A 21,914-nucleotide genomic window follows, 5' to 3' on the forward strand; every position below is an offset into this window, starting at 1 on the left:
ATAAGATTTTGATAAATCTAAACTGCCTGAAGCCCACTGGGCTTCCTCCTCTTAATATCAAATGCTCCGTGCGGGCTTCGGGGCTTTAAAAAATACTATTCAGAAAGGAATAGTTTTTTTGTTTATACGGTTTATGAAAAATACTTGTTGTTTATAATAAAGTTTTGGAACTTACTTGTTGTAATAACTGCAATGATTACTAATAGGGCAAATTTCACATTTTGGATTTGTTGGTCTGCATATTTCTCTTCCTAAAAATGATATTGACATGCCTATTTCTCCCCAAATTTCTTTTGGTAAAAGCTGCATCAGCTGTTTTTCTACTTTGTTTCCATCTTTGGATTCAGAAATTAAACCAATTCTTGGTGCTACTCTGATGACGTGTAAATCAGCGATTATTCCTTCAGCAGAGGCTTTCATTTCACGCATAATTACGTTGGCTGATTTTCTTCCAATGCCTTTAAGAGAGACTAAATTTTCCATGGTTAGCGGAATATTTTTATCTTCTTTAAGTTCTTGTGCAATTTCAAGCAACCAATTGGCTTTAGTGACAAAATTTCTGACTTTTGAAATGTGTGGAATAAGTGCATCCGCATTTGAAACAGCAAGACTTTCTAAATTTGGATAAGCTTGAAATAGCGAAGGGGAAATTTTATTGATATTGGCATCAGAATCCTGAGCTGATAAAATCACCATCGTCATTAATTGATACAAATTTTTGTATTCTAAAGGATGTTTTTTCCCTCTATATCTGTTTAATAAGGGTTCGAGTTTTGATGCCCATTCTTCTGCGAAAAGTGTACTCATGGTATAATGAATAAAAAATCCAGCATAAGCTGGATTAAATAATGTCTAATACTCTTTCAAGGGCCATACCTCTTGAGCCTTTGATCAATATTGTGTTGTTGCCTATGTCAGATGTGACTTTTCTTTCTTTAAAATCATTAAAATCAGTATAGTAATGAATGTTGTTTTTTTCTATTTTCGATGTGTAAAAATCATTTCCAATAAAATGAAACTCAATATCAGTATCATTAATAATTGATTCAATAAGTTTTTTGTGTTCTTGCAGGCTTTCATTTCCAAGTTCGAACATATCACCAAGGATGGCTGTTTTTTTTCCTTCCAATTGCCTTAAATTGGTTAAAGCAGCACTCATACTGCTTGGGTTTGCATTATAGGCATCCAGGATTATCTTATTTGTTCCTTTTTCAATTAATTGCGATCTATTATTTGATGGGATATAGTTCTCAATAGCCTTTTTTATATCATTATCAGAAATATTAAAGTATTTGCCGATTGTAACAGCCGCGTTAATATTGTTTGCATTGTAGATTCCTATCAAATTTGATTTGATAGTTGTTTCATTGAAGTTTATGGTTACAAATGGTGAAGCTTCAATAGATTTTATGGTTATATTTGGATTTTTACTTGAATCCGTTGAAAAAGTGTAACGGTCTAGTTTGCTCGTTTTTTGTTCCTGAATAGTGTCATCTAAATTTACGAATACAGTTCTTCCGTTTTCTTGAAGATAATCGTACATTTCACTTTTTCCTTTGATTACTCCATCGATTCCTCCGAAACCTTCCAGATGAGCTTTTCCAAAATTAGTGATGTATCCATAATCAGGTTGCGCAATCTCACAAAGCATTTCAATTTCTTTTTGATGGTTGGCTCCCATTTCAACAATACCTATGTCGGTATCTTCCTTAAAGGAAAGTAGGGTAAGAGGTACTCCAATGTGGTTGTTTAAGTTTCCAAAAGTAGCATGAGTGTTATATTTTTTGCTTAAAACACATTTTATCAGCTCTTTTGTAGTTGTTTTTCCATTACTGCCGGTTAATGATATGATTGGGAGACCTAATTGATTACGATGATAATTGGCTAAATCCTGTAAAGCTTTTAAGGTATCCTGAACAAGAAGCATTTTGTTTTCATCTGTAAAATATTTTTTATTGTCAATGACAACAAAAAGAGCGCCTTTATTTAAAGCTTCCTGGGCAAATTCATTTGCGTCAAAATTATCACCTTTTAAAGCGAAAAAAAGTGAATTAGGAGTTATTTTTCTAGTGTCAGTGGAAATTGAGTCACACTGTAAAAAACATTGGTATAAATCTTCTATTCTCATATAACGAAGGTACTAAAAAATAAAATCCCGCAAAAGCGGGATTTTAAAATGAAAGTATGTTATTATTTTTTTCTATTTCTAGGTGTCTTTTTGAAATCAGCTTTAGGACCTACTCTTGACATTGCACATCTGAATCCAATGTAGTCAGTAGCAATATCTTGATTCATATATCTTCTTGAAGCTGGATCCAACCAGTAAGCTCTGTCTTTCCAAGAACCTCCTTTGTAAACTCTTACGTCATCTCCAACCAAAGTTGTTCTTTTGTCTGATTTATCGAACTTTCTTTCGATTTTTCCAGTACTGTCTGCGTCTACTTTATGGATAGGAGAATCATACATTCTTTTCTTGTCTCTTAATGTACCACCGTCTTCATCACTTGCATTATAATAGAATCTTGAAGATTGTTTGTCACCGTCTCTGAATCCAATATTATCACTTTGTGAGAAATTTTGTCTTAAATAAGTTTCGTTTTCATCAACCGGAACCTGTGCAATTTCTCCTGGTTTGTTTCTAGCGATGATTTTACCATTGCTTAAAGTGTCATATTTAATTGTTTCTGTGGTTACAAATTCAATTTTACCTTCTTTGTCAATTTTGTTTTTAGTATAAATGTTACCACGGAAATAGTTGAAATCATTTGCTTCGTCATCAACGATAGGTCTGTAAACGTCTTGTACCCATTCAGCTACGTTACCAGCCATGTCATATAAACCGAAATCATTTGGTTTGTATGATTTTACAGGAGCTGTAATATCAGCATTGTCATCAGACCAACCTGCAATTCCTCCGTAATCTCCTTTACCTTGTTTGAAGTTAGCCAACTGGTCACCTCTGGTGATTCTGTTTCCGGAACGTGTATATTGACCTTTCCAAGGATATTTCTTTTGACCTCTGTAAATATTGTATTCTCTTGTTCCTACGTCAGCAGCGGCAGCATATTCCCACTCAGCCTCAGTTGGTAATCTGTATTCAGGTAATAAAGTACCTGAAGTTTTTTGTGCATATACATTTCTAGGTCCATCTACACCAGCCGTTGCAGAAGTATCAGCTTTTGCTTTTTTAGCAGATTTTCCTGCTGGTCTTCCCATTTGCTTTTGCAGAACAATTTCATCGTTACCACTGAAAGCAGTTGATGGCGATACCAAATAAGCCTCTGTATCAAAGTTGTTGTTTGCATCAACATCTACTAATTTAGCTCCTTTTTTCATGTATCCCTCTCTCTCAAGGATAGCTTCGTTTACACGGTTGGTTCTCCATTTAGCATATTCAGTAGCCTGAATCCAGTTTACACCTACCACAGGATATTGTGAATATGCTGGGTGACGTAAATAATTATTGGTCATAGTTTCATTGTAACCTAATCTGTTTCTCCAAACTAAAGTGTCCGGTAATGCACCATTATAGATGTGTTTGTAATTTTCTTCAGTAGGAGGGAATACTCTTTTAATCCAATCCAGATATTCCATGTAAGAGAAGTTGGTAACTTCAGTCTCATCCATGTAAAAAGATTGTACGTGTTGCTGAGAAGGTGTGTTGTTCCAGTCATGCATAACGTCATCCTGAATTTTACCCATCGTAAACGTACCACCTTCAACTAGTACCAAACCAGGAGCTGTTTCTTGTTTAGTAAAATTAGAATTGTACTGGAAACCCCCATTAGGGTCATTAATTTTCCAGCCAGTTGCAGCTGAAGTGTTTTTTGAACTTGACTTTTTACTACAGCTCGTAGTAAAACCTAAAAGCACTAACGCTGAAAATAGGGCTCTTACAGTCATCATTTTGTTTACTTTCATACTTTCAGTAGGTAATTATTTTGTGTCGCAATATAATAATTAAGCATTAAACTGCAACAACCTTGGTTAAATATTTTAAAATTTTCTTAAAATTTGTTCTGCAAAGATAATCTATAACGTAAGATATGAAAATTTATTATTTAAAAGTATAAATTTACAACGTAATATTTTATGTCAAAAATTCGTTTGTTCTATTATGAAGCATTTTTTACTCCTTATAGTATTCTTATTTCCAAAATTGATTCTTGCTCAGGACAGAAGCGGCGAGATTGTATTGAAGTGGAATAAAACAGCTTTTAGATTTAACGAAAAGGTAGTTATAGACATACCGAACTTTCAGAGCGAAAACCTGGTGTTTAACGCAGATAAGAACACATTGCTGTTCTCAAAAAAAATTGAAGGCAAAATTACTGCCGATGAAACTTCTTTAGCAATCACAAATGTACGATATGAGCTTATTCCGGAAAATGAGCTGGGAAAATTAAACAGGAGTGCTTTTGAACTTCTACCGCAATTTAAGATTAGTAATATTTCGGCACGAAATGAAAATTCTGTATTGTTAACATTTAATCCTATTATAAAGGAGGGGGGCAGTTTCAAAAAAATTGTTTCTTTCAACTATTCATACAACTCAAAGAATATAAATGTATTCAGAACTTCCCAGAATAGAATCGGTTTACAGTCATCAGTTTTAAAGGATGGCGAATGGCGTAGGTTTTACGTTGAAAAATCAGGTGTTTATAAAATTTCCAAATCTTTTTTGAGTCAATTGGGTGTTAATGTTAATGCTGATCCAAGAAACCTGAAAATTTACGGGAACGGTGGTGCTATGATACCTTTGGTGAATAGCGAGAACACTGTTTTTGATTTACAGGAAAATGCAGTGCAGTTTGTCGGGGAAAATGATGGTGTGTTTAATGATTCTGACTACATACTAATGTATTGCGAAGGGATGGATAACTGGAGTAATGATAATCAATGTCATACGAATCTATATGCTGACAGGTCATATTATTATGTTACAACGAACAGCAGTGCGGGTAAAAGAATGGCGGATTATGTTGAGCCTTCCGGGACGCCAGATGTAGTTTATAATAAGTATGATGACTACGTTTTTTATGAGAAAGATGAAATTAATATTGGCGCGATAGGCAGAAAATGGTTTGGTGAGAGATTAAGCTCGCAAAGCAGTTTTAAATTTGACTTTGCTATTCCTGACCGAGATCCTTTATCACCTTTTTTATTGAAAATCCGTATGGCTGCCACAAGTTCCTCATCAACGAGTGTTAAAGTTTCTGTTAATGGAACTCAGGCAGGCGATGCATTCTTTTCGGGTATATTTGATTTAGGTTCCATTAAGGCAGTAGAGTCAAATTTTGTTTATACAGGTTCCGCAGCCTCATCAAATATTTCTGTAGATCTGGCTTATAACAACAATGGTAATCCAGCTTCTGCTTCATATTTGGATTTTATAACGATTCAATCAAAAGTTTTTTTAAAAGGCAAGGGGAAACAATTTCGATTTAAAATTGACGAAGTAAAAAATAATACAGGAATTTGTCAGTATGACTTTACTGATATGGCTGTGGTTAAACAGATTTGGGATATTTCAGATAAATACAGTGTAAGTGTTATCAGAAAATCAACTGAATCAAATTTTTCTTTTAAATCTGATATGGGAACCGAAAAATATTTTTTGGTTGTAGAGGAGTCAGATTTTTATTCGCCAAAAGCTGATAATACATCACGTGTAGTCAATCAGGATTTGAAAGGGACAGTTTTTTTGGATAGTCAGAATAATATCCGCCCTTTGGATTATTTGATTGTCTGTCCTGATTTTTTAATGTCGCAGGCAGAGAGACTGGCTGATTTTCATAGAAATTATTCAGGTTTGAGTGTGAAAGTTGTTGGTCTGGATGAAATTTATCACGAGTTTTCATCTGGTAAGCAGGATATTGGAGCTATCAGAAATTTTGTAAAATACATATATGACAATCCTCAGCAAGGGCAGAATATAAAATACCTGTGTCTTTTTGGGGATGCTTCTTTTGATTTTAAAAATAGGATATCGAAAAACACGAACATAGTCCCGGTCTTTCAGTCGCTTGACAGTTATACTCTGTTTTCTTCTTTTGTGTCAGATGATTATTTTGGATTGATGGACGATAGTGAGGGTAATATGATTGGGGCTCAAGGTCTTGATATTGCAGTGGGCAGGATATTGGTTACTAATATTCAGGAAGCTGAACAAATGGTAACTAAAATTATAGATTATCATGATCAAAAAGCATTTGGGAAATGGAGAAATAATTTGGTTTTTTTAGCTGATGATGTTGATAAACAAAGTGATGCGAGTCTGCAGTCTAATTTAGATGCAATGTCAGAAAACATTACTGCCAACAGACCGTTTTTTAATTCTAAAAAAATATTCATGGACGCTTATGTTCAGGAAACTTCTTCCGGTGGCCAAAGATATCCTGTTGCTAAAAATGAATTTTTAAACAGTTTTAATCAAGGTGCTTTGGTTATTGATTATCTGGGACATGGGGGAGAGGATGGTTTTTCCGGGGAAAGAATATTTGACATTGCTGATGTTAAAAGTTTGAACCATCAATATAAATATCCTTTATTTATAACCGTAACATGTGAATTTACACGTTTTGACAACCCTCTTAGGGAAACAGGAGGGGAAGAAGCATTTAAAATGGAGTTTGGCGGACCAATATCATTAATTACCACTACCAGACAGGTTGGTCAGACAACAGGTGAAAATTTCAATACAAATCTTGCGCCTATTTTATTCGCTTATAATAGTAATGAGAAAGTTTCCATTGCTGAAGTCTTAAGGAAAACCAAGACAGCAACAATGAGTACAGGTAATTATGTGATTTCATATATAGGTGATCCGGCCTTAAAACTTGCTATTCCTGAACCTGAAATCAAGATTACAAAAATCAATGATATTTCAATGTCTGCTTTTACAGGGTCGCTTGAGGCGCTGGCTAAAATTAAAATATCAGGTGAAATAGTTGATGGTTCAAATAACGTACTCTCTGATTATAATGGTGAGCTTTTTGTAAACATATATGATAAGTTCATTGATAAGACTACTCTGGCTAATGACGGAATAACAGTTGGAGGTGTGCCTTATAAAATAACTTTCAAAGCATTGGGGGAAACAATTTTTAAAGGAAATGCTTCTGTTAAGAATGGATTGTTTGAATTTTTCTTTGTAGTTCCAAAAGATATTAAAGTTCCTGTTGGTAACGGTAAAATAAGTTTGTATTCTAAAAAAGAAAATGCTCTTGTAGATAATCAAGGGTATGAGCTGAATGTTAAAGTCGGCGGTGTAAATGTAAACGCAGTTGCCGATAATGTTCCGCCGACGGTCCGCTTGTTTATGAATGATGAATCTTTTGTAAATGGAGGGATTACTAATCAGTCTCCTGTATTGCTTGCTTTTTTAGAAGACGAGAATGGGATAAATACTGCCGGAGGTATCGGTCATGATATTCAGGTATATTTAGACGGGAAAGAAACAGAATTAATTTTACTTAATGATTACTACGATACAGAAAAAGATGATTATACTAAAGGGGTTGTAAGATATCAGTTAAAAGGTTTGACCCCTGGCTTGCATGTGCTGACATTAAAAGTGTGGGATGTGTACAATAATTTGGTAACTTCTGAGTTACAATTTGTTGTAGCGGATGATAGTCAAATTAAACTGACAAATGTGTTGAATTATCCAAACCCGTTTGTTAGTCATACAGAGTTTTGGTTTACGCATAATAAACCGTTCGAGCCTTTGGAAGTACAGGTTCAGATAATGACCATAACAGGTAAGATAGTTTGGACAAAAAATCAGACTGTTACTACCGTAGGTTTTACATCGAGAGACATTACATGGGACGGCAGAGATGATTTTGGGGATAAAATTGGAAAAGGAGTTTATATTTATAAATTGACAGTTAAATCAACTTTTTCGAACAAAAAAACTGAAAAATTTGAAAAATTAGTAATACTTTAATAAAAGCAATTATATTTGCTGCATATTTCAGATAAACAAATGAAAAAAATAGTTTTAGTTCTTTTTGGACTTTTTTTGGGGATTAATTCCTATTCGCAAAACGAAAGGCCGATTACCACAGCGGTACCCTTTTTATTAATAGCAGCTGATGCAAGAGCAGCCGGTCAGGGGGACATGGGCGTTGCTACTTCGCCGGATGCCTTTTCACAACAGTATAATCCTGCAAAATATGCCTTTTCTTTGAAAAAACAAGGGGTTTCAGTGAGCTATACACCTTATTTGACAGAGTTGGTCAGCGATATGTCTTTAGGTCAGTTGACTTATTTTAACAGAATTAACGAAAGAAGTGCTTTTGCAGCAAGTTTTAGATATTTTGGATTAGGTGAAATTGAATTAAGAGAAAATCCTGATGATCCGGGGAATATTGTAAAACCAAATGAATTAGCTATTGACGGTTCTTATTCATTGCAGTTAAGCGATAAATTTTCAATGGCTGTTGCCGGAAGATATATCCGTTCCAATTTAAGAATTCCTTCTGCAACAGGTGATGCTTCAGCGGCAAATAGTTTTGCTGTCGATGTGGCTGGTTATTACGAATCTTCAGAAGTTGCTTATAGTGATTTTAACGGTAGATGGAGAGCCGGTTTTAATTTGCAGAACATGGGGCCAAAAATATCTTATGATGGTGATGTGGAAAGAAGTTCGAATTTTTTACCGGCTAATTTCAAACTTGGAGGTGGATTTGATTTTATTTTTGATGAGTATAATAAACTTTCAACTTCTCTTGAGTTTAATAAGCTCTTAGTCCCTACACCGCAAAAAGTAAAGGATTTGAATAATGATGGTACTATTGACAGTACAGAATATCAAGCGGCAGCTGATGCATATAACGGAACAGGTTGGGTTTCAGGAATGTTTAAATCTTTCGGAGATGCGCCTGATGGTTTCAGTGAAGAGGTGAAAGAGGTTAACTGGGCTGCAGGCTTGGAATATTGGTATCAGGATTCTTTTGCTTTACGCGGAGGTTACTTTAACGAAAGTAAAGATAAAGGTTCGAGAAAATTTGCTACTTTGGGAGCAGGTTTTAAATATACATCTATCAAAGTTGATGTTTCTTATTTGTTCTCAATGTCGAAAGTGAAAAATCCATTAGAAAATACATTGCGTTTTTCATTGACGTTTAATTTCGGAGATGATTACGATCAGTATTAAAAGAATTATTAATAAATTTAAAAATCCAAATTTCAGTAAAATGAGATTTGGATTTTTTTTCCCTTAAAAATTACCAAATGAAGGAGATTAAAATCGAAACGCAGCTTACAATTTTTGATTCAATAAATGAATTGGATAAAGAGGTTAAAGAGTTAATGGAAAAAGCAATTGAGGCAAGAAAAAATGCTTATGCCCCTTATTCAAAGTTTAATGTCGGAGCGGCGCTTTTACTTGAAAATGGTCAGACGGTAATTGGTTCAAACCAGGAGAATGCCGCGTATCCGTCAGGATTGTGTGCGGAAAGAGTAGCTGTCTTTCATGCAGGAGCAGTATTTCCAAATACCAGGATTTTAAAAATAGCAATTACTGCAGGTTCAACACTAACTGCTACTACAAAACCTATTCCTCCTTGTGGTTCCTGCCGTCAATCATTGTTTGAATATGAATTTAAACAAGATTCCGGTATTGAAGTTTATTTTATGGGTGAAACAGGTGAGGTCTATAAGTCTGATTCAATTCAAAATTTATTGCCGCTTACGTTTGATAAGAACTTTTTATAAGCATTTTTATTTATCATCAAGTTCGTGTCTGATGTAGTTGATTTGTTTGTCAAGATTGCCGGCCTCCAATGAAATTATAGTGTCTATTTTATTTTCTTTTAATAAAATGAAACCCGAATTTTGCAGCAAGCCGTTTTTTTCCAATAAATTGGAATAATCATATACAATGTTGTTTTTGTTAACAGCGTCTAAGTAGGTTATGTCAAATTCAGCACCTGTAGCGCCAACTATGAAAAGAGCGTTGCTCTTGATTTGGTTTTCTAAAAATTTTGAATAACTGGAGTTGCACGAACTGCATTCGTTTTCGGTCAGAACTATTATTTTATTGAATTCTTTTTTGACTTTTAAGCTGTCTTTAATGATGGTTTGCAATATTTGGTCTTTGGATTTTTCTGAAAAAGAACATGAAGTAATTATTGAAGTAAGGAATATGAATTTAAATTTTGAAAAGTGCATATCGTGCTGTTTTTGGATTGTAATTTTTATTCTCTCTTGTGTTTTTTGATATCAAAAGTCCTTCTTTTGTAACCAGTACGTCATAAAAGTTATATTGACCTCTGTCAATTTTAATTTCATTGATTTTTTTCCAGAATCTATCATATATCAATATTGAAAAATCCCTGTTAAACTTTTTTTTCTCGGGTTCTTTTTCCTGATTGATTTTGTGAGGAACAATAACATAAAAGATATCTTTTGTTCTGCTATGATATATACCGCCTATAACGCCGCCATATTGGGCTATTTTGTTTACAGATTCTTGGATATTAAGATTTTTTGTTTTTTTTAGATTTATCCCTTTTTCTCCTATAGAAGTAAAATCAGATACAATTTTAGTTTTTCCAGTCAGTGCAAACTCAGGGAGTTTATACCTGTATACAGTGTCTGTGTGTATTGAGTAAGCAATCAGTTCATTTTTACTCCTCAGATAATATGGTAAATCGAAATGGAAAGTATGTTTGTTTTTTTCAAAGTTACTTTCAAATCCTTTTATCTGAAATTGCGTTTTCTCATTTTTAAAGATTTCTCTCAATTGTAAAAAACTATAGGATTGATTCTTTTTTTCGTAAAAATACTGTAAGTTTTTTAAAGGGTCTTCTGGTGTTGATTCTTTTGAATTGCTTCTCCATGAAGAACTCAGGATCAATTCACCGTTTTCTATAGTATTATTTATTGATGTGTAATATTCATATTTGTCAGGACTGCTATTTGTGGTTTTGTTTATGTCAATTGTTTTTAAAATATCGCCTTTTTGGTTGATGATATATAAATTACCGGTATATCTTCCTAATATCAGAAGTGTATCGGTTGATTTTAAAATCATACCATCAATCTGTTCTCCTTTGTCAATTATTTTTTTTAAAGGTATTTGACGGTGCAGTTTATTTTTGCTGAAAATCGAAATTTCATGCTTATTATGATAATCTCCAAAAACATAATAATCTTCATTTTTTTTGTCGGTAAAAATTTGTGTTTGTGTTGGAGGACTGTTCAGTTTAAATGTGATTTCTTTGATAGGTTTTATTTTTTTTTCGTCACTGCCGCAGCTGGAAAATAAAATGAAAGCAATAAAAAGTAAAGTTATTCTCATGTGGGGAAAAAATGAGGCGATATTATCGCCTCATATATATTTTATTTTAAAATTAAGGAATATACAGCATGTGAGTTTTTGTCTCTGTCGCTGAATGATAGGTAGCTGGTACCGGTTGCGTCGTTTTGTTTTGCTTCAACGAATAAACTGCCTTTGATTACTCCGTCAACATATTTTGGGTCAATAACGCTTTTGTAAACCTCTGCATTTTTTGTAAACAATTCTACTGTATTACTGCCTGATTCAAAAAGCGGTGCGAAATAGTAGCTTTTGGGAGCAGTAACAATTACGTCAGGTAAGCAGTTACCGCCTGAACCTTTACATCCATAATCATTTCCACCATTGTCATAATATACTCTTAAACTGCTTGAGGCATTTAAAAGTCTTGATGATTGATCAATGTTTTTTTTGTCTTCTTCTTTCTCACAGCTTACTAATGCGAAAACACAAAAAGCGCTGAATAAAATTTTTTTCATGGTTTTTTAATTTGTTGTTAATGAGACTAATATAGTAAAAAAAATGAAAAGTAAGAAAAAACCTATATTTTTATTCATCACGCTTTTTAAATAATTAAAAAACTGCTTAATAATTTTACTTGTTTATTGGAATGTTTTACTTTTGCAACTCGCAAATTTGTGTGAGGTCATTTTTGCGTGAAATTATACACGAATAATTTTACTATGAAACCAATTACTAAAGAGGTATACCTTAAGTGGTACGAAGACATGCAGTTTTGGAGAAAGTTTGAAGACAAACTTGCTGCATTGTATATTCAACAAAAAGTTAGAGGATTTTTGCATTTATACAACGGACAGGAAGCTGTTTTGGCAGGAGCGTTACACGCAATGGACTTGTCTAAAGATAAAATGATTACGGCTTACCGTAACCACGTGCAGCCAATAGGTATGGGAACTGACCCAAAAAGAGTAATGGCAGAATTACTTGGGAAAGTTACCGGTACTTCAAAAGGAATGGGTGGATCAATGCACATTTTTGATAAAGAACATGGATTTTATGGTGGTCACGGTATCGTAGGAGCACAAATTCCTGTAGGTGCAGGTATTGCTTTTGCAGACAAATATTTTGGACGTGATGGTGTTACTTTAACCTATTTTGGTGATGGTGCCGCGCGTCAGGGGTCTTTGCATGAAGCTTTCAATATGGCTATGCTGTGGAAATTGCCTGTAGTATTCATCGTTGAGAATAACGGTTATGCAATGGGGACTTCTGTTGAAAGAACAGCAAATCATACTGATGTTTGGAAACTTGGTTTAGGATATGAAATGCCTTGTGGTCCTGTTGATGGTATGAATCCTGTTAAAGTGGCTGAAGCTATGCACGAAGCAATTGACAGAGCTCGCCGTGGTGACGGACCAACTTTCCTGGAAATGAAAACGTATCGTTATAGAGGTCACTCTATGTCTGATGCACAATTATACAGAACCAAAGAAGAGGTTGAAGAGTATAAAAAAATCGACCCTATTACTCAAGTTCTTGACATCATTAAAGCTGAAGGTTTCGCAACTGAAGCTGAAATTGAGACAATCGACCAAAGAGTTGTTGATTTAGTAGCTGAATGTGAGAAATTCGCGGAAGAATCTCCTTTCCCTACTGTTGAGCAATTGTATGATGTAGTATACGAAGAACCTAATTATCCATTTTTACCTCATAAATTATAAGAAGTATGGCAGTAGTAGTTACAATGCCTCGTTTGAGCGACACTATGACCGAAGGTACAGTGGCAGCATGGCTTAAAAAAGTGGGGGATAAAATTAAAGAAGGAGATATACTTGCCGAAATTGAAACTGACAAAGCTACTATGGAGTTTGAGTCTTTCAATTCAGGTGTTTTATTACATATAGGTATTGAAGCAGGACAGACTGCTCCGGTTGATTCATTGTTGGCAATCATTGGAAATGAAGGCGAAGATATTTCGGCTTTATTAAACGGTGGGGCTGCTCCTAAAGTTGAAACCACTGCACCTGCTGCAGAAGAGAAGTCAGCACCTGTTGCTGAAAGCAAAGCTGTCACACCGAGCGCAGTCGAGGTGCCGGCAGGAGTGAAAGTAGTTACAATGCCTCGTTTAAGTGATACGATGACTACCGGAACTGTAGCTGCCTGGTTGAAAAAAACAGGGGATGCGGTTAAAGAAGGTGATATTCTTGCGGAAATTGAAACGGATAAAGCTACTATGGAATTTGAATCATTCAATTCAGGTACTTTATTATATATTGGTGTAAATGAAGGTGAATCTGCGCCTGTTGATAGTATATTGGCAATTTTAGGTCCGGCTGGAACTGATGTTTCAGGAGTAGTTGCCAACTTTAAAGTTGGTGGTAAAGCTGAAGCTCCTAAAGCTGAAGAAGTAAAAACTGCTGTTGCTTCAACTACAGCGGAAGCTCCGGTTGCTGTTAATACAGGAGAAAGAATATTTGCCTCACCGTTAGCTAAAAAAATAGCTCAGGAAAAAGGGATTAACCTTTCTCAGGTAAAAGGATCAGGTGAAAACGGACGTATTACTAAATCTGATGTAGAAAACTTCACACCATCTTCAAGTGCAGCGCCAGTACAGGCTGTAGCTGAAGCTACTGCAGCTGTTGCAGCAGTGAAACCTTTTGTTCCTGCTGGGGAAGTATTCCAGGAGGAAGTGAAAAACTCTCAAATGCGTAAGGTTATTGCTAAACGCTTATCAGAATCTAAATTTACAGCACCGCATTATTATTTAACTATCGAGTTGGATATGGATAATGCAATCGCATCACGTAATATGATTAATGGTTTGCCTGAAACTAAAGTTTCTTTCAACGATATGGTGATCAAAGCATCAGCAATGGCGTTGAAAAAACACCCACAGGTAAATTCACAATGGAAAGACGAAGCAACTATCATCAATCACCACGTAAATATTGGTGTGGCTGTAGCAGTTGAAGACGGCTTAGTGGTTCCTGTATTGAAATTTACAGACCAAATGAGCCTAACGCAAATCGGAGCTTCTGTGAAAGACATGGCTGGAAGAGCAAAAGCAAAAAAAATCCAACCGGCAGAAATGGAAGGAAGTACATTTACAATATCTAATTTAGGAATGTTTGGTATTCAGTCTTTTACTTCAATCATTAACCAACCTAACTCTGCTATTTTATCAGTAGGTGCAATTGTAGAAAAACCGGTAGTTAAAAATGGTCAGATTGTAGTTGGTAACACAATGACAGTGACTTTAGCATGCGACCACAGAACGGTTGACGGTGCAACAGGAGCTCAATTCCTTCAAACGTTCAAAGCGTTTATGGAAAATCCTGTAACTATGTTGGCATAATAAAATAAAATTATAGAATGAAAAAGTCCCGATTTATTCGGGATTTTTTATTTTTACACTGAATAGTATTCATACGGCTATTGAGTAAACTATGTATATGAAAAGAAATTTTGGAATTTTATTGGCTGTTGCAGGTGTTTTCTTCATTCAGGGGATTTCTGCACAAACAGCAGTTGAAAAGAACAAACTAAAGTATATTTCAACTGAGGAAAGTATTGCAAAAACATTATCGTTCTTAACTTCTGACGAAAACAAAGGGAGAGAGCCCGGAACTCCGGAAATGGAAAATGTAATGTTGTATCTCGAGCAGATTTTCAAAGAAAATAATGTAAAGCCTTACTATGCTTCATATAGGGACAAATTATCCAATTACGATAAACCGGCTTATAATATTGTTGGTGTTATTGAAGGTACTGATCCAAAATTGAAAAATGAGTTTGTAGTAATTGGTGCCCATTATGACCATATTGGCAGTTCAAAGGAAATTGAAGGTGATATTATAGCAAACGGAGCCAATGATAATGCAGTGGGGACGACTGCCGTTACTGAATTGGTGAAATATTTCGGAACAAATAGAAATAATAAACGTTCTATCATTTTAGCACTATTTACAGCTGAAGAAAAAGGGCTTTTAGGCTCACGTCATTTGGCACAGAATATGAAAAAAAATGATGTCGATGTGTATTTTATGTTCAATTTTGAAATGATTGGAGTGCCTATGAAAGGGAAAGATATGCTGGTTTACATGACAGGCATCACAAAATCGAATATGGCTAAAAAAATGAATGAATACGCAGGTGAAAAATTGGTGGGTTATCTTCCTGCCGAAAGTCATTATCAATTATTTAAAGCATCAGATAATTATCCTTTTTATCAGGAATACAACATTCCGGCACATACAATTTCAACTTTTGATTTTGAGAATTATGAATTTTACCATCACGTGGATGACGAATTTGAAAAAATGGACATAAAGCACATGGAAAAAGTTATTAATACTACTATTCCTGTTTTAGAAAAGATGATAAATGCATCAGAAAAAGAAATTAAGCTAGATGGAAAATAAAAATATAATTATTACAGGAACTTCAAGAGGTATTGGTTACGAGTTGGCATTGCAGTTTGCTGATGCAGGACATCAGGTATTGGCAATTTCAAGAAAAACGCCTCAAACTTTAATTGAGAACCCAAATATTACTTGTTTGTCTGTCGATTTGTCAAATGAAGAAGATCTGCAGCAAGTGGATAAATTTATTGATTCCACATGGAAAAAAGTAGATGTTATAATTCATAATGCAGGAAGCTTGCTTCACAAACCTTTTGATCAAATTACGACTAAAGAATTTGAAGATATTTACAAAGTGAATGTTTTCGGGGTGGCAGCATTAACCCGTATCTGTATCCCTTATCTGTACAAAGGAAGCCATGTGGTTACCATTAGTTCAATGGGAGGAATCCAAGGCAGTATGAAATTTGCCGGATTGGCGGCGTACAGTTCCAGTAAAGGAGCCGTAATCACTTTATCTGAATTATTGGCAGAGGAATATAAAGAAAAAGGTATTGCTTTTAACGTGTTGGCTTTAGGAGCGGTTCAGACAGAAATGCTTCAGGAAGCTTTTCCGGGTTATGAAGCACCGATTTCTGCAAAGGAAATGGCTGATTACATTTTCAATTTTGGGTTGACAGGTAATAAATACTATAACGGTAAAGTGCTGCAGGTAAGTTCAACTACTCCTTAAAATTTTATAAATTGCAATTCAAATTTAAATTATACGCACATGACAAAAGTAAACGCCATTCAGTTATTTGAAGAAAAAAAAGTAAGAACCTCTTGGGATTCAGAACAAGAAAAGTGGTTTGTTTCTATTATTGACGTAATCGAAGTTTTAACCGATAGTGAGCGTCCAAGAAAATATTGGGGTGACTTAAAATCTAAACTTAAAAAAGAAGGCAGTGAGTTGTCCGAAAAAATCGGACAACTGAAAATGCAATCGCCAGATGGTAAATTTTATAAAACCGATGTCGCGGATACTGAACAGCTTTTCCGCTTAATTCAATCTATTCCATCTCCTAAAGCAGAGCCTTTTAAACTTTGGTCGGCTCAAATTGCATCTGAACGATTAGACGAAATTCAGGATCCGGAATTGTCGATCGACAGGGCTTTAGAGCAATATTTAGCTTTAGGGTATTCTGAAAATTGGATTAATCAAAGACTGAAAAGCATTGAAATCAGAAAAGAATTAACAGATGAGTGGAAAAATCGTGGATTGAAAGAAGGACAGCAGTTTGCCATTTTAACTGATATTATAACTCAAGCTTGGTCAGGTAAAATCACTAAAGAATATAAGGTTTTAAAAGGATTAAAAAAAGAGAATCTTCGTGATAATATGAGTAATACGGAGTTAATATTAAATATGTTAGCCGAAGCTTCTGCTAAAGATATATCTAAAGCCGTAAATCCTGAAACTTTCGAAGAAAATAAAATAGTAGCGAATCAAAGAGGTAATGTTGCGAATGTAGCAAGAAAGGAATTAGAAGCTAAAACGGGTAAAAATGTCGTTACAGAATTAAACGCGAAATCAATTTTAAATTTGAAAAAAGAGAACGAAAAGTAATGCAAGAAGTTCTTTTTAAATATATTCCCGAACACTCGGTTCCTTTGTGTTTTGAGTTAATCAAAGCCAATCGTGTGCATTTGAAAATTGTGAATGAGCGTATAACCCGGCATGGGGATTATCGTCGTGATGGAAATGGTTCGCATATCATTACAGTAAATTTTTCACAGAACAAGTATCGTTTTCTGATTACATTAGTCCATGAGATAGCTCATTTGGTTGCTTTTGAAAAGTATGGAAGGAATATTAAACCGCATGGTGACGAATGGAAGATGACTTTTCAGCGACTGATGGTTCCTTTTATCCGACCGGAAATATTTCCAAATAATTTATTGCCTCTGATTGCCAGACATTTTCGGAATCCAAAAGCAAGCAGTGACACCGATGCCACTCTGGCTTTGGCTTTAAAACAGTATGATCCGATAAATGATAAACATTATGTGTTTGAAATTCCTTTCGGAAGTACTTTTCGTATCCATAATGGGAAAGTTTTTAAAAAAGTAGCTTTGCGGACCAAACGGTTTGAGTGCCTGGAGGTCAATACAGGCAAGACTTATTTGTTTAATCCAAATGCAGAAGTCGAGCTGCTGTTAAATTAGGTGAAATTCTTTGTAACTTTGCCCTCTGTTATTTTTAAAACATGAACAAGAATTATTACGCAATAATAATGGCTGGTGGAGTAGGTTCCCGTTTTTGGCCTGTATCTACTACTGAATTTCCCAAACAGTTCCACGATATGCTGGGAACCGGGGAAACGTTAATTCAAAAAACATTTTCAAGACTTTCTCAGTTAATACCCAAAGAGAATATTCTTATTCTGACTAATGAAAGTTATAATGATATTGTTCTGGAACAGCTGCCTATGGTAAAGCAGGAACAGATTGTTTTGGAACCTGCCATGCGTAATACCGCTCCGTGTATTTTGTATGCTACATTAAAAATTAAAAAGCTGAATCCTGATGCAGTAATGGTCGTGGCGCCATCCGATCACTGGATTGAAGATGAAGTGCAGTTTTGTGCAAACTTGCAGCATTCTTTCGATTTTTGTGAAAGAGATGAAAACTTGATGACTTTAGGGATTTTGCCGACTTTCCCAAATACGGGTTATGGCTATATAGAATTTGATAAATTAGATTCCCGTCCTGTAAAAAAAGTAAAACAGTTTCGTGAGAAACCTGATTATGCCACTGCCCGTAAATTCATTCAAAGCAGAAACTTCTTATGGAATGCAGGTATTTTCGTGTGGAGCGTAAAATCGGTTTTGAAAGCTTTTGAAGAGTTTCAGCCCTCTATGTATGCCCATTTTATGAATGGTTATGAAGTCTATAATACAGAAAAAGAAAATGCCTTTATTCAGGATAATTACCCTTTAGCGCAGAATATTTCGGTGGATTATGCTATTTTGGAAAAAGCGCAGAATGTATTTGTATTACCGGCAACTTTTGACTGGAATGATCTTGGAACCTGGGGTTCTTTATATGATAAACTGCCCAAAGATGAACAGGATAATGCTGTTGTGAATGCGAATGTGTATCTTGAAAATGCCACCAATAATATTATTCGTACAGAAGGAAAAAAACTTGTTGTAGTAGATGGGTTAAAGGATTACATTGTTGTGGATAAAGATGATGTACTTTTGATTTATCCTAAAAATAAAGAGCAGGACATCAAAGCGGTGGTTGCAAAACTCAAGGAAGAGTAGTTTTGGGATAACCCGATAGTTAAAAAATGTATAGATGCAATCTTATAATTTAAGGTTGCATTTTTTATTTGTGAATTTTGCGTCTAATTAACATTTTGTTTAAATAGATGTTTTTCTGTTAATTTAATAGTTGATTTATTAATAATTCCATTTGGTTTTCTTAAATTTTAACTAAAATTTTGGTAAACAGACTGTGGTAGTTTTGCAGTTAAAATTAAAAATTAACAATGAAAAAACTAATTCTACTATTATCCTTAGTGACATTGTATTCATGCAGTGAGGATTCAATCTTTTCTCTGGAAAATTCCAATGAAAAAACCAATCGTTTAACTGAGGTAACAGAAACACTTTCTGTTATGAGTTATAATGTGTACCAATTACCATCCATAGCACCGCAATATAAAAGCAAAGAGCGCGCGGCTGAATTATACAAATACATAATTGCTTTAGGAACTAATACTCCAGATGTGCTTGTTATTGAAGAAGGTTTTAATACCCGTTTTGGTGATGAATTTTTGGCTAAAATTAAAACTTTGTATCCTTATGCAACACCTTTGTTAGGTTTGTATTGCTCTTCGGGTGGAGGTTCCAGTTTGTATCCTAATAATTGGGATGGTTATTTTGGAAGCTGCGGGAATACTTTTTTCCATGTAAATGGCGGTACAATTATTTTGAGTAAATATCCAATAGAAAAAAAGTATCAGTTGGTTTTCCAAAACAAAATCAGCTCAATAGAAGGAATGTCCAACAGGGGAGTTGCTTATGCTGCAGTAGTTAAAAATGGAAAAAAATACCACATTTTTGGAACACATACAGCTTCGGAACAGCCTGGATATCCTGGAAGGGAAACCAGAGAAAAGCAATTTGCAGAAATGCGTAATTTTAAAAACTACTTTAATATACCGGTTACAGAACCTGTTATTTATGCAGGCGATATGAACGTGGAATATACACTGACTTCGGAATACCAAAATATGCTTTCTATTTTATCAGGGGGTATTAATTACATTTTTAATCCACTTACCCAGCGTGGTACCTATTCCAACCAAAATACCGTTGTGCAATATCAGGGGTATTACGATTACAATAATACACTGGATTATATTTTTTACAGCAAAGAACATAAGCTTCCGGCTTTTGAACCTGAAATGAAACAGTTTATTGCTAAATATTGGGGAGGAGATATTTCAGATCACGATCCGGTATACATTCAATATACTTTTAGCTATTAATGTTGTTGTTTATTTAAAAACCCCGGAAAAACTCAAAAGTTTCCGGGGTTTCTTTTTTATTTGATATATAAATGAATTAAACACCTTCCTTAAGTACAGCTTCTCTTACTTTTTTAAATAATTCAGATGAATAGACAAAATCGGTAACTGCTTCGTTATCTGTTTTAAAGATTTGGCTTTTGTCTCCTTCCCAGGCTTTCAGTCCATTTTTTAAGAATACAATTTTGTCGCCAATTTCCATTACCGAGTTCATATCGTGGGTGTTGATAACCGTTGTGATGTTGTACTCTTTCGTAATTTCCTGAATCAGATTGTCGATTACAATAGCAGTTTTAGGGTCAAGACCTGAGTTGGGCTCATCACAAAACAAATATTTCGGGTTGTTTACGATTGCTCTGGCAATTGCAACACGTTTTTGCATACCACCTGAAATTTCCGATGGTTTTTTATGATGGGCATTAATTAGATTGACTCTGTCAATTACAAAATCCACACGTTCTTTGATTTCTTTTGGGGTTTTGTGTGTAAACATTTTTAATGGAAAGCCTATATTTTCTTCAACAGTCATAGAGTCAAACAAAGCACTTCCCTGAAATACCATACCTATTTCAGTACGTAACTCACGTCGGTCGTCGTCACTCATATCTTCGTAAATTCTGCCGTCGAAAGAAATCGTGCCGCTGTCTACTTTATGGATTCCTAATAATGATTTTAAAAAAACTGTTTTACCCGAACCCGATTGACCAATGATTAAATTGGTTTTTCCAGCTTCTAATGTTGTGCTGATTCCCTTTAAGACCATTTGGTCACCAAAAGATTTTTTGATGTCTTTAACTTCAATCATAATTAACTGGTTAAAAGAAGTTGGGTTAAAATATAGTTACATAAAATAATTACAACCGAAGTCCAGACGAAGGACACCGTACTTGCTTTTCCAACTTCCAGAGCTCCGCCTTTCATGTAATAACCATGAAATGAAGGTATAGTGGCTAACAGGAAGGCAAAAACAAAAGTTTTGATAAAAGCATAGGTTACGTGAAACGGAATAAATTCAGTTTGAATACCTGTGATAAATTCTTCAGCTGAAGCAAAGCCTCCGTAAACAGCTGCCAGCCATCCGCCAAGAACTCCTAAAAACATACTTAATCCAATAACAAAAGGATAAAGCAGTAAGGCAATTAGTTTTGGAAAAACAAGATAATTCAATGAATTAACCCCCATTACTTCAAGTGCGTCAATTTGTTCAGTTACACGCATAGTACCAATGCTCGAAGTGATAAATGATCCCATTTTACCCGCCATAATGATAGAGATGAATGTTGGCGCAAATTCCAGAATTACAGATTGTCTTGTGGCAAAACCAATTAAGTATTTTGGAATCAGGGGGTTGGTTAAATTCAATGCGGTTTGGATAGAAACTACACCACCTACGAAAAATGAAATGAATGACACAATTCCCAGTGAATCTATGACTAAATCGTCAACTTCTTTAAAAATTAATGTTCGCATTACCGACCACTTTGTGGGTTTTTTGAAAATTTCCTGCAACATTAAGAAATACCTTCCTATCTGCGATAAATAACGGATTAACATCATTGGCTTTAAAATAAAAGCGAAAATACAAAATTGTAATGAGTTTGAATGAGTTTATGGGAATTTTGGGTTTTTCAGGCTTTTATCCAGCTGCTAAAAGATAAAAAAGATCATGAAAAAAACTTTAACATATTGAGTTGCAAAGAAT

General features: G+C 34.8%; 19 protein-coding genes. 11 read left to right on the top strand and 8 right to left on the bottom strand.

Features of this window, described 5'->3' with window-relative positions:
• Positions 1–171: 171 nt before the first annotated feature.
• From nth to gldJ, 3 genes are all read right to left on the bottom strand, one after another.
• Entirely contained in the window at positions 172–807 is a 636-nt protein-coding gene (nth, locus tag EZM65_RS12120) for an endonuclease III (protein WP_136668828.1), read from the bottom strand.
• A 34-nt stretch (positions 808–841) separates the two neighbouring features.
• On the bottom strand, positions 842–2,128 hold the full coding sequence (gene murF / locus EZM65_RS12125; RefSeq protein WP_136668829.1) for a UDP-N-acetylmuramoyl-tripeptide--D-alanyl-D-alanine ligase: 1,287 nt from the start codon (positions 2,126–2,128) through the stop codon (positions 842–844).
• Between the two features lie 62 nt (positions 2,129–2,190).
• Positions 2,191–3,921: a gliding motility lipoprotein GldJ gene (gene gldJ / locus EZM65_RS12130; RefSeq protein ID WP_136668830.1), complete on the bottom strand. Its 1,731-nt coding sequence runs from the start codon at positions 3,919–3,921 to the stop codon at positions 2,191–2,193.
• 196 nt (positions 3,922–4,117) lie between these two features.
• Between gldJ and porU the strand changes: the two genes are divergently transcribed.
• The 3 genes from porU (at position 4,118) to cdd (ending at position 9,723) form a co-directional block, all read left to right on the top strand.
• Entirely contained in the window at positions 4,118–7,951 is a 3,834-nt protein-coding gene (gene porU, locus EZM65_RS12135; RefSeq protein ID WP_136668831.1) for a type IX secretion system sortase PorU, read from the top strand.
• Between the two features lie 39 nt (positions 7,952–7,990).
• Positions 7,991–9,163 (top strand): type IX secretion system outer membrane channel protein PorV, encoded by a 1,173-nt coding sequence (porV, locus tag EZM65_RS12140; RefSeq protein ID WP_136668832.1) that lies wholly within the window; start codon positions 7,991–7,993, stop codon positions 9,161–9,163.
• Between the two features lie 77 nt (positions 9,164–9,240).
• Positions 9,241–9,723: a cytidine deaminase gene (cdd, locus tag EZM65_RS12145; protein ID WP_136668833.1), complete on the top strand. Its 483-nt coding sequence runs from the start codon at positions 9,241–9,243 to the stop codon at positions 9,721–9,723.
• A gap of 6 nt (positions 9,724–9,729) precedes the next feature.
• Here the strand turns inward: cdd and EZM65_RS12150 are convergent, their stop codons facing one another.
• From EZM65_RS12150 to EZM65_RS12160, 3 genes are read right to left on the bottom strand one after another with little or no spacing between them, the layout of a single operon-like run.
• Positions 9,730–10,179, bottom strand: coding sequence for a hypothetical protein (locus tag EZM65_RS12150; protein ID WP_136668834.1), 450 nt, complete (start codon positions 10,177–10,179; stop codon positions 9,730–9,732).
• Positions 10,160–11,311 (bottom strand): hypothetical protein, encoded by a 1,152-nt coding sequence (locus EZM65_RS12155; RefSeq protein WP_136668835.1) that lies wholly within the window; start codon positions 11,309–11,311, stop codon positions 10,160–10,162. Before EZM65_RS12155 ends, EZM65_RS12150 begins: the two co-directional genes overlap by 20 nt.
• Before the next feature lie 41 nt (positions 11,312–11,352).
• On the bottom strand, positions 11,353–11,787 hold the full coding sequence (locus EZM65_RS12160) for a hypothetical protein (protein ID WP_136668836.1): 435 nt from the start codon (positions 11,785–11,787) through the stop codon (positions 11,353–11,355).
• Positions 11,788–11,991: 204 nt separating this feature from the next.
• Here EZM65_RS12160 and pdhA point away from each other — a divergent pair, with 204 nt between their 5' ends.
• From pdhA to EZM65_RS12200, 8 genes are all read left to right on the top strand, one after another.
• A complete protein-coding gene (pdhA, locus tag EZM65_RS12165; protein ID WP_136668837.1) occupies positions 11,992–12,990 on the top strand; it encodes a pyruvate dehydrogenase (acetyl-transferring) E1 component subunit alpha in 999 nt (332 codons plus the stop codon).
• Between the two features lie 5 nt (positions 12,991–12,995).
• Positions 12,996–14,624, top strand: a complete 1,629-nt coding sequence (locus tag EZM65_RS12170; RefSeq protein WP_136668838.1) for a pyruvate dehydrogenase complex dihydrolipoamide acetyltransferase — start codon at positions 12,996–12,998, stop codon at positions 14,622–14,624.
• Between the two features lie 97 nt (positions 14,625–14,721).
• Entirely contained in the window at positions 14,722–15,690 is a 969-nt protein-coding gene (locus EZM65_RS12175) for a M20/M25/M40 family metallo-hydrolase (RefSeq protein ID WP_136668839.1), read from the top strand.
• The gene (locus EZM65_RS12180) at positions 15,680–16,363 is read left to right on the top strand and encodes an SDR family oxidoreductase (RefSeq protein ID WP_136668840.1); all 684 of its coding nucleotides are present in this window, start codon (positions 15,680–15,682) and stop codon (positions 16,361–16,363) included. The genes EZM65_RS12175 and EZM65_RS12180 overlap by 11 nt, the downstream gene beginning before the upstream one ends.
• A gap of 39 nt (positions 16,364–16,402) precedes the next feature.
• On the top strand, positions 16,403–17,239 hold the full coding sequence (locus EZM65_RS12185) for a BRO family protein (RefSeq protein ID WP_136668841.1): 837 nt from the start codon (positions 16,403–16,405) through the stop codon (positions 17,237–17,239).
• On the top strand, positions 17,239–17,838 hold the full coding sequence (locus EZM65_RS12190) for a SprT-like domain-containing protein (protein ID WP_136668842.1): 600 nt from the start codon (positions 17,239–17,241) through the stop codon (positions 17,836–17,838). Before EZM65_RS12185 ends, EZM65_RS12190 begins: the two co-directional genes overlap by 1 nt.
• 41 nt (positions 17,839–17,879) lie before the next feature.
• Positions 17,880–18,941, top strand: a complete 1,062-nt coding sequence (locus EZM65_RS12195; protein WP_136668843.1) for a mannose-1-phosphate guanylyltransferase — start codon at positions 17,880–17,882, stop codon at positions 18,939–18,941.
• A gap of 227 nt (positions 18,942–19,168) precedes the next feature.
• Positions 19,169–20,173 (top strand): sphingomyelin phosphodiesterase, encoded by a 1,005-nt coding sequence (locus tag EZM65_RS12200; protein WP_136668844.1) that lies wholly within the window; start codon positions 19,169–19,171, stop codon positions 20,171–20,173.
• A 76-nt stretch (positions 20,174–20,249) separates the two neighbouring features.
• Here EZM65_RS12200 and EZM65_RS12205 read toward each other — a convergent pair whose 3' ends face one another.
• Positions 20,250–21,017: an ABC transporter ATP-binding protein gene (locus EZM65_RS12205; RefSeq protein WP_136668845.1), complete on the bottom strand. Its 768-nt coding sequence runs from the start codon at positions 21,015–21,017 to the stop codon at positions 20,250–20,252.
• Between the two features lie 2 nt (positions 21,018–21,019).
• Positions 21,020–21,769: an ABC transporter permease gene (locus EZM65_RS12210; protein ID WP_136668846.1), complete on the bottom strand. Its 750-nt coding sequence runs from the start codon at positions 21,767–21,769 to the stop codon at positions 21,020–21,022.
• Between the last annotated feature and the right edge of the window lie 145 nt (positions 21,770–21,914).

Origin of the sequence: Flavobacterium sp. H122, assembly GCF_004959765.1 — a bacterium.
GTDB lineage: Bacteria > Bacteroidota > Bacteroidia > Flavobacteriales > Flavobacteriaceae > Flavobacterium.

Excerpts from the sequence above, each read along its gene's own strand:
- nth (WP_136668828.1), bottom strand. The coding sequence starts at position 807 with ATGAGTACACTTTTCGCAGAAGAATGGGCATCAAAACTCGAACCCTTA.
- murF (WP_136668829.1), bottom strand. The coding sequence starts at position 2,128 with ATGAGAATAGAAGATTTATACCAATGTTTTTTACAGTGTGACTCAATT.
- gldJ (WP_136668830.1), bottom strand. The coding sequence starts at position 3,921 with ATGAAAGTAAACAAAATGATGACTGTAAGAGCCCTATTTTCAGCGTTA.
- porU (WP_136668831.1), top strand. The coding sequence starts at position 4,118 with ATGAAGCATTTTTTACTCCTTATAGTATTCTTATTTCCAAAATTGATT.
- porV (WP_136668832.1), top strand. The coding sequence starts at position 7,991 with ATGAAAAAAATAGTTTTAGTTCTTTTTGGACTTTTTTTGGGGATTAAT.
- cdd (WP_136668833.1), top strand. The coding sequence starts at position 9,241 with ATGAAGGAGATTAAAATCGAAACGCAGCTTACAATTTTTGATTCAATA.
- EZM65_RS12150 (WP_136668834.1), bottom strand. The coding sequence starts at position 10,179 with ATGCACTTTTCAAAATTTAAATTCATATTCCTTACTTCAATAATTACT.
- EZM65_RS12155 (WP_136668835.1), bottom strand. The coding sequence starts at position 11,311 with ATGAGAATAACTTTACTTTTTATTGCTTTCATTTTATTTTCCAGCTGC.
- EZM65_RS12160 (WP_136668836.1), bottom strand. The coding sequence starts at position 11,787 with ATGAAAAAAATTTTATTCAGCGCTTTTTGTGTTTTCGCATTAGTAAGC.
- pdhA (WP_136668837.1), top strand. The coding sequence starts at position 11,992 with ATGAAACCAATTACTAAAGAGGTATACCTTAAGTGGTACGAAGACATG.
- EZM65_RS12170 (WP_136668838.1), top strand. The coding sequence starts at position 12,996 with ATGGCAGTAGTAGTTACAATGCCTCGTTTGAGCGACACTATGACCGAA.
- EZM65_RS12175 (WP_136668839.1), top strand. The coding sequence starts at position 14,722 with ATGAAAAGAAATTTTGGAATTTTATTGGCTGTTGCAGGTGTTTTCTTC.
- EZM65_RS12180 (WP_136668840.1), top strand. The coding sequence starts at position 15,680 with ATGGAAAATAAAAATATAATTATTACAGGAACTTCAAGAGGTATTGGT.
- EZM65_RS12185 (WP_136668841.1), top strand. The coding sequence starts at position 16,403 with ATGACAAAAGTAAACGCCATTCAGTTATTTGAAGAAAAAAAAGTAAGA.
- EZM65_RS12190 (WP_136668842.1), top strand. The coding sequence starts at position 17,239 with ATGCAAGAAGTTCTTTTTAAATATATTCCCGAACACTCGGTTCCTTTG.
- EZM65_RS12195 (WP_136668843.1), top strand. The coding sequence starts at position 17,880 with ATGAACAAGAATTATTACGCAATAATAATGGCTGGTGGAGTAGGTTCC.
- EZM65_RS12200 (WP_136668844.1), top strand. The coding sequence starts at position 19,169 with ATGAAAAAACTAATTCTACTATTATCCTTAGTGACATTGTATTCATGC.
- EZM65_RS12205 (WP_136668845.1), bottom strand. The coding sequence starts at position 21,017 with ATGATTGAAGTTAAAGACATCAAAAAATCTTTTGGTGACCAAATGGTC.
- EZM65_RS12210 (WP_136668846.1), bottom strand. The coding sequence starts at position 21,769 with ATGATGTTAATCCGTTATTTATCGCAGATAGGAAGGTATTTCTTAATG.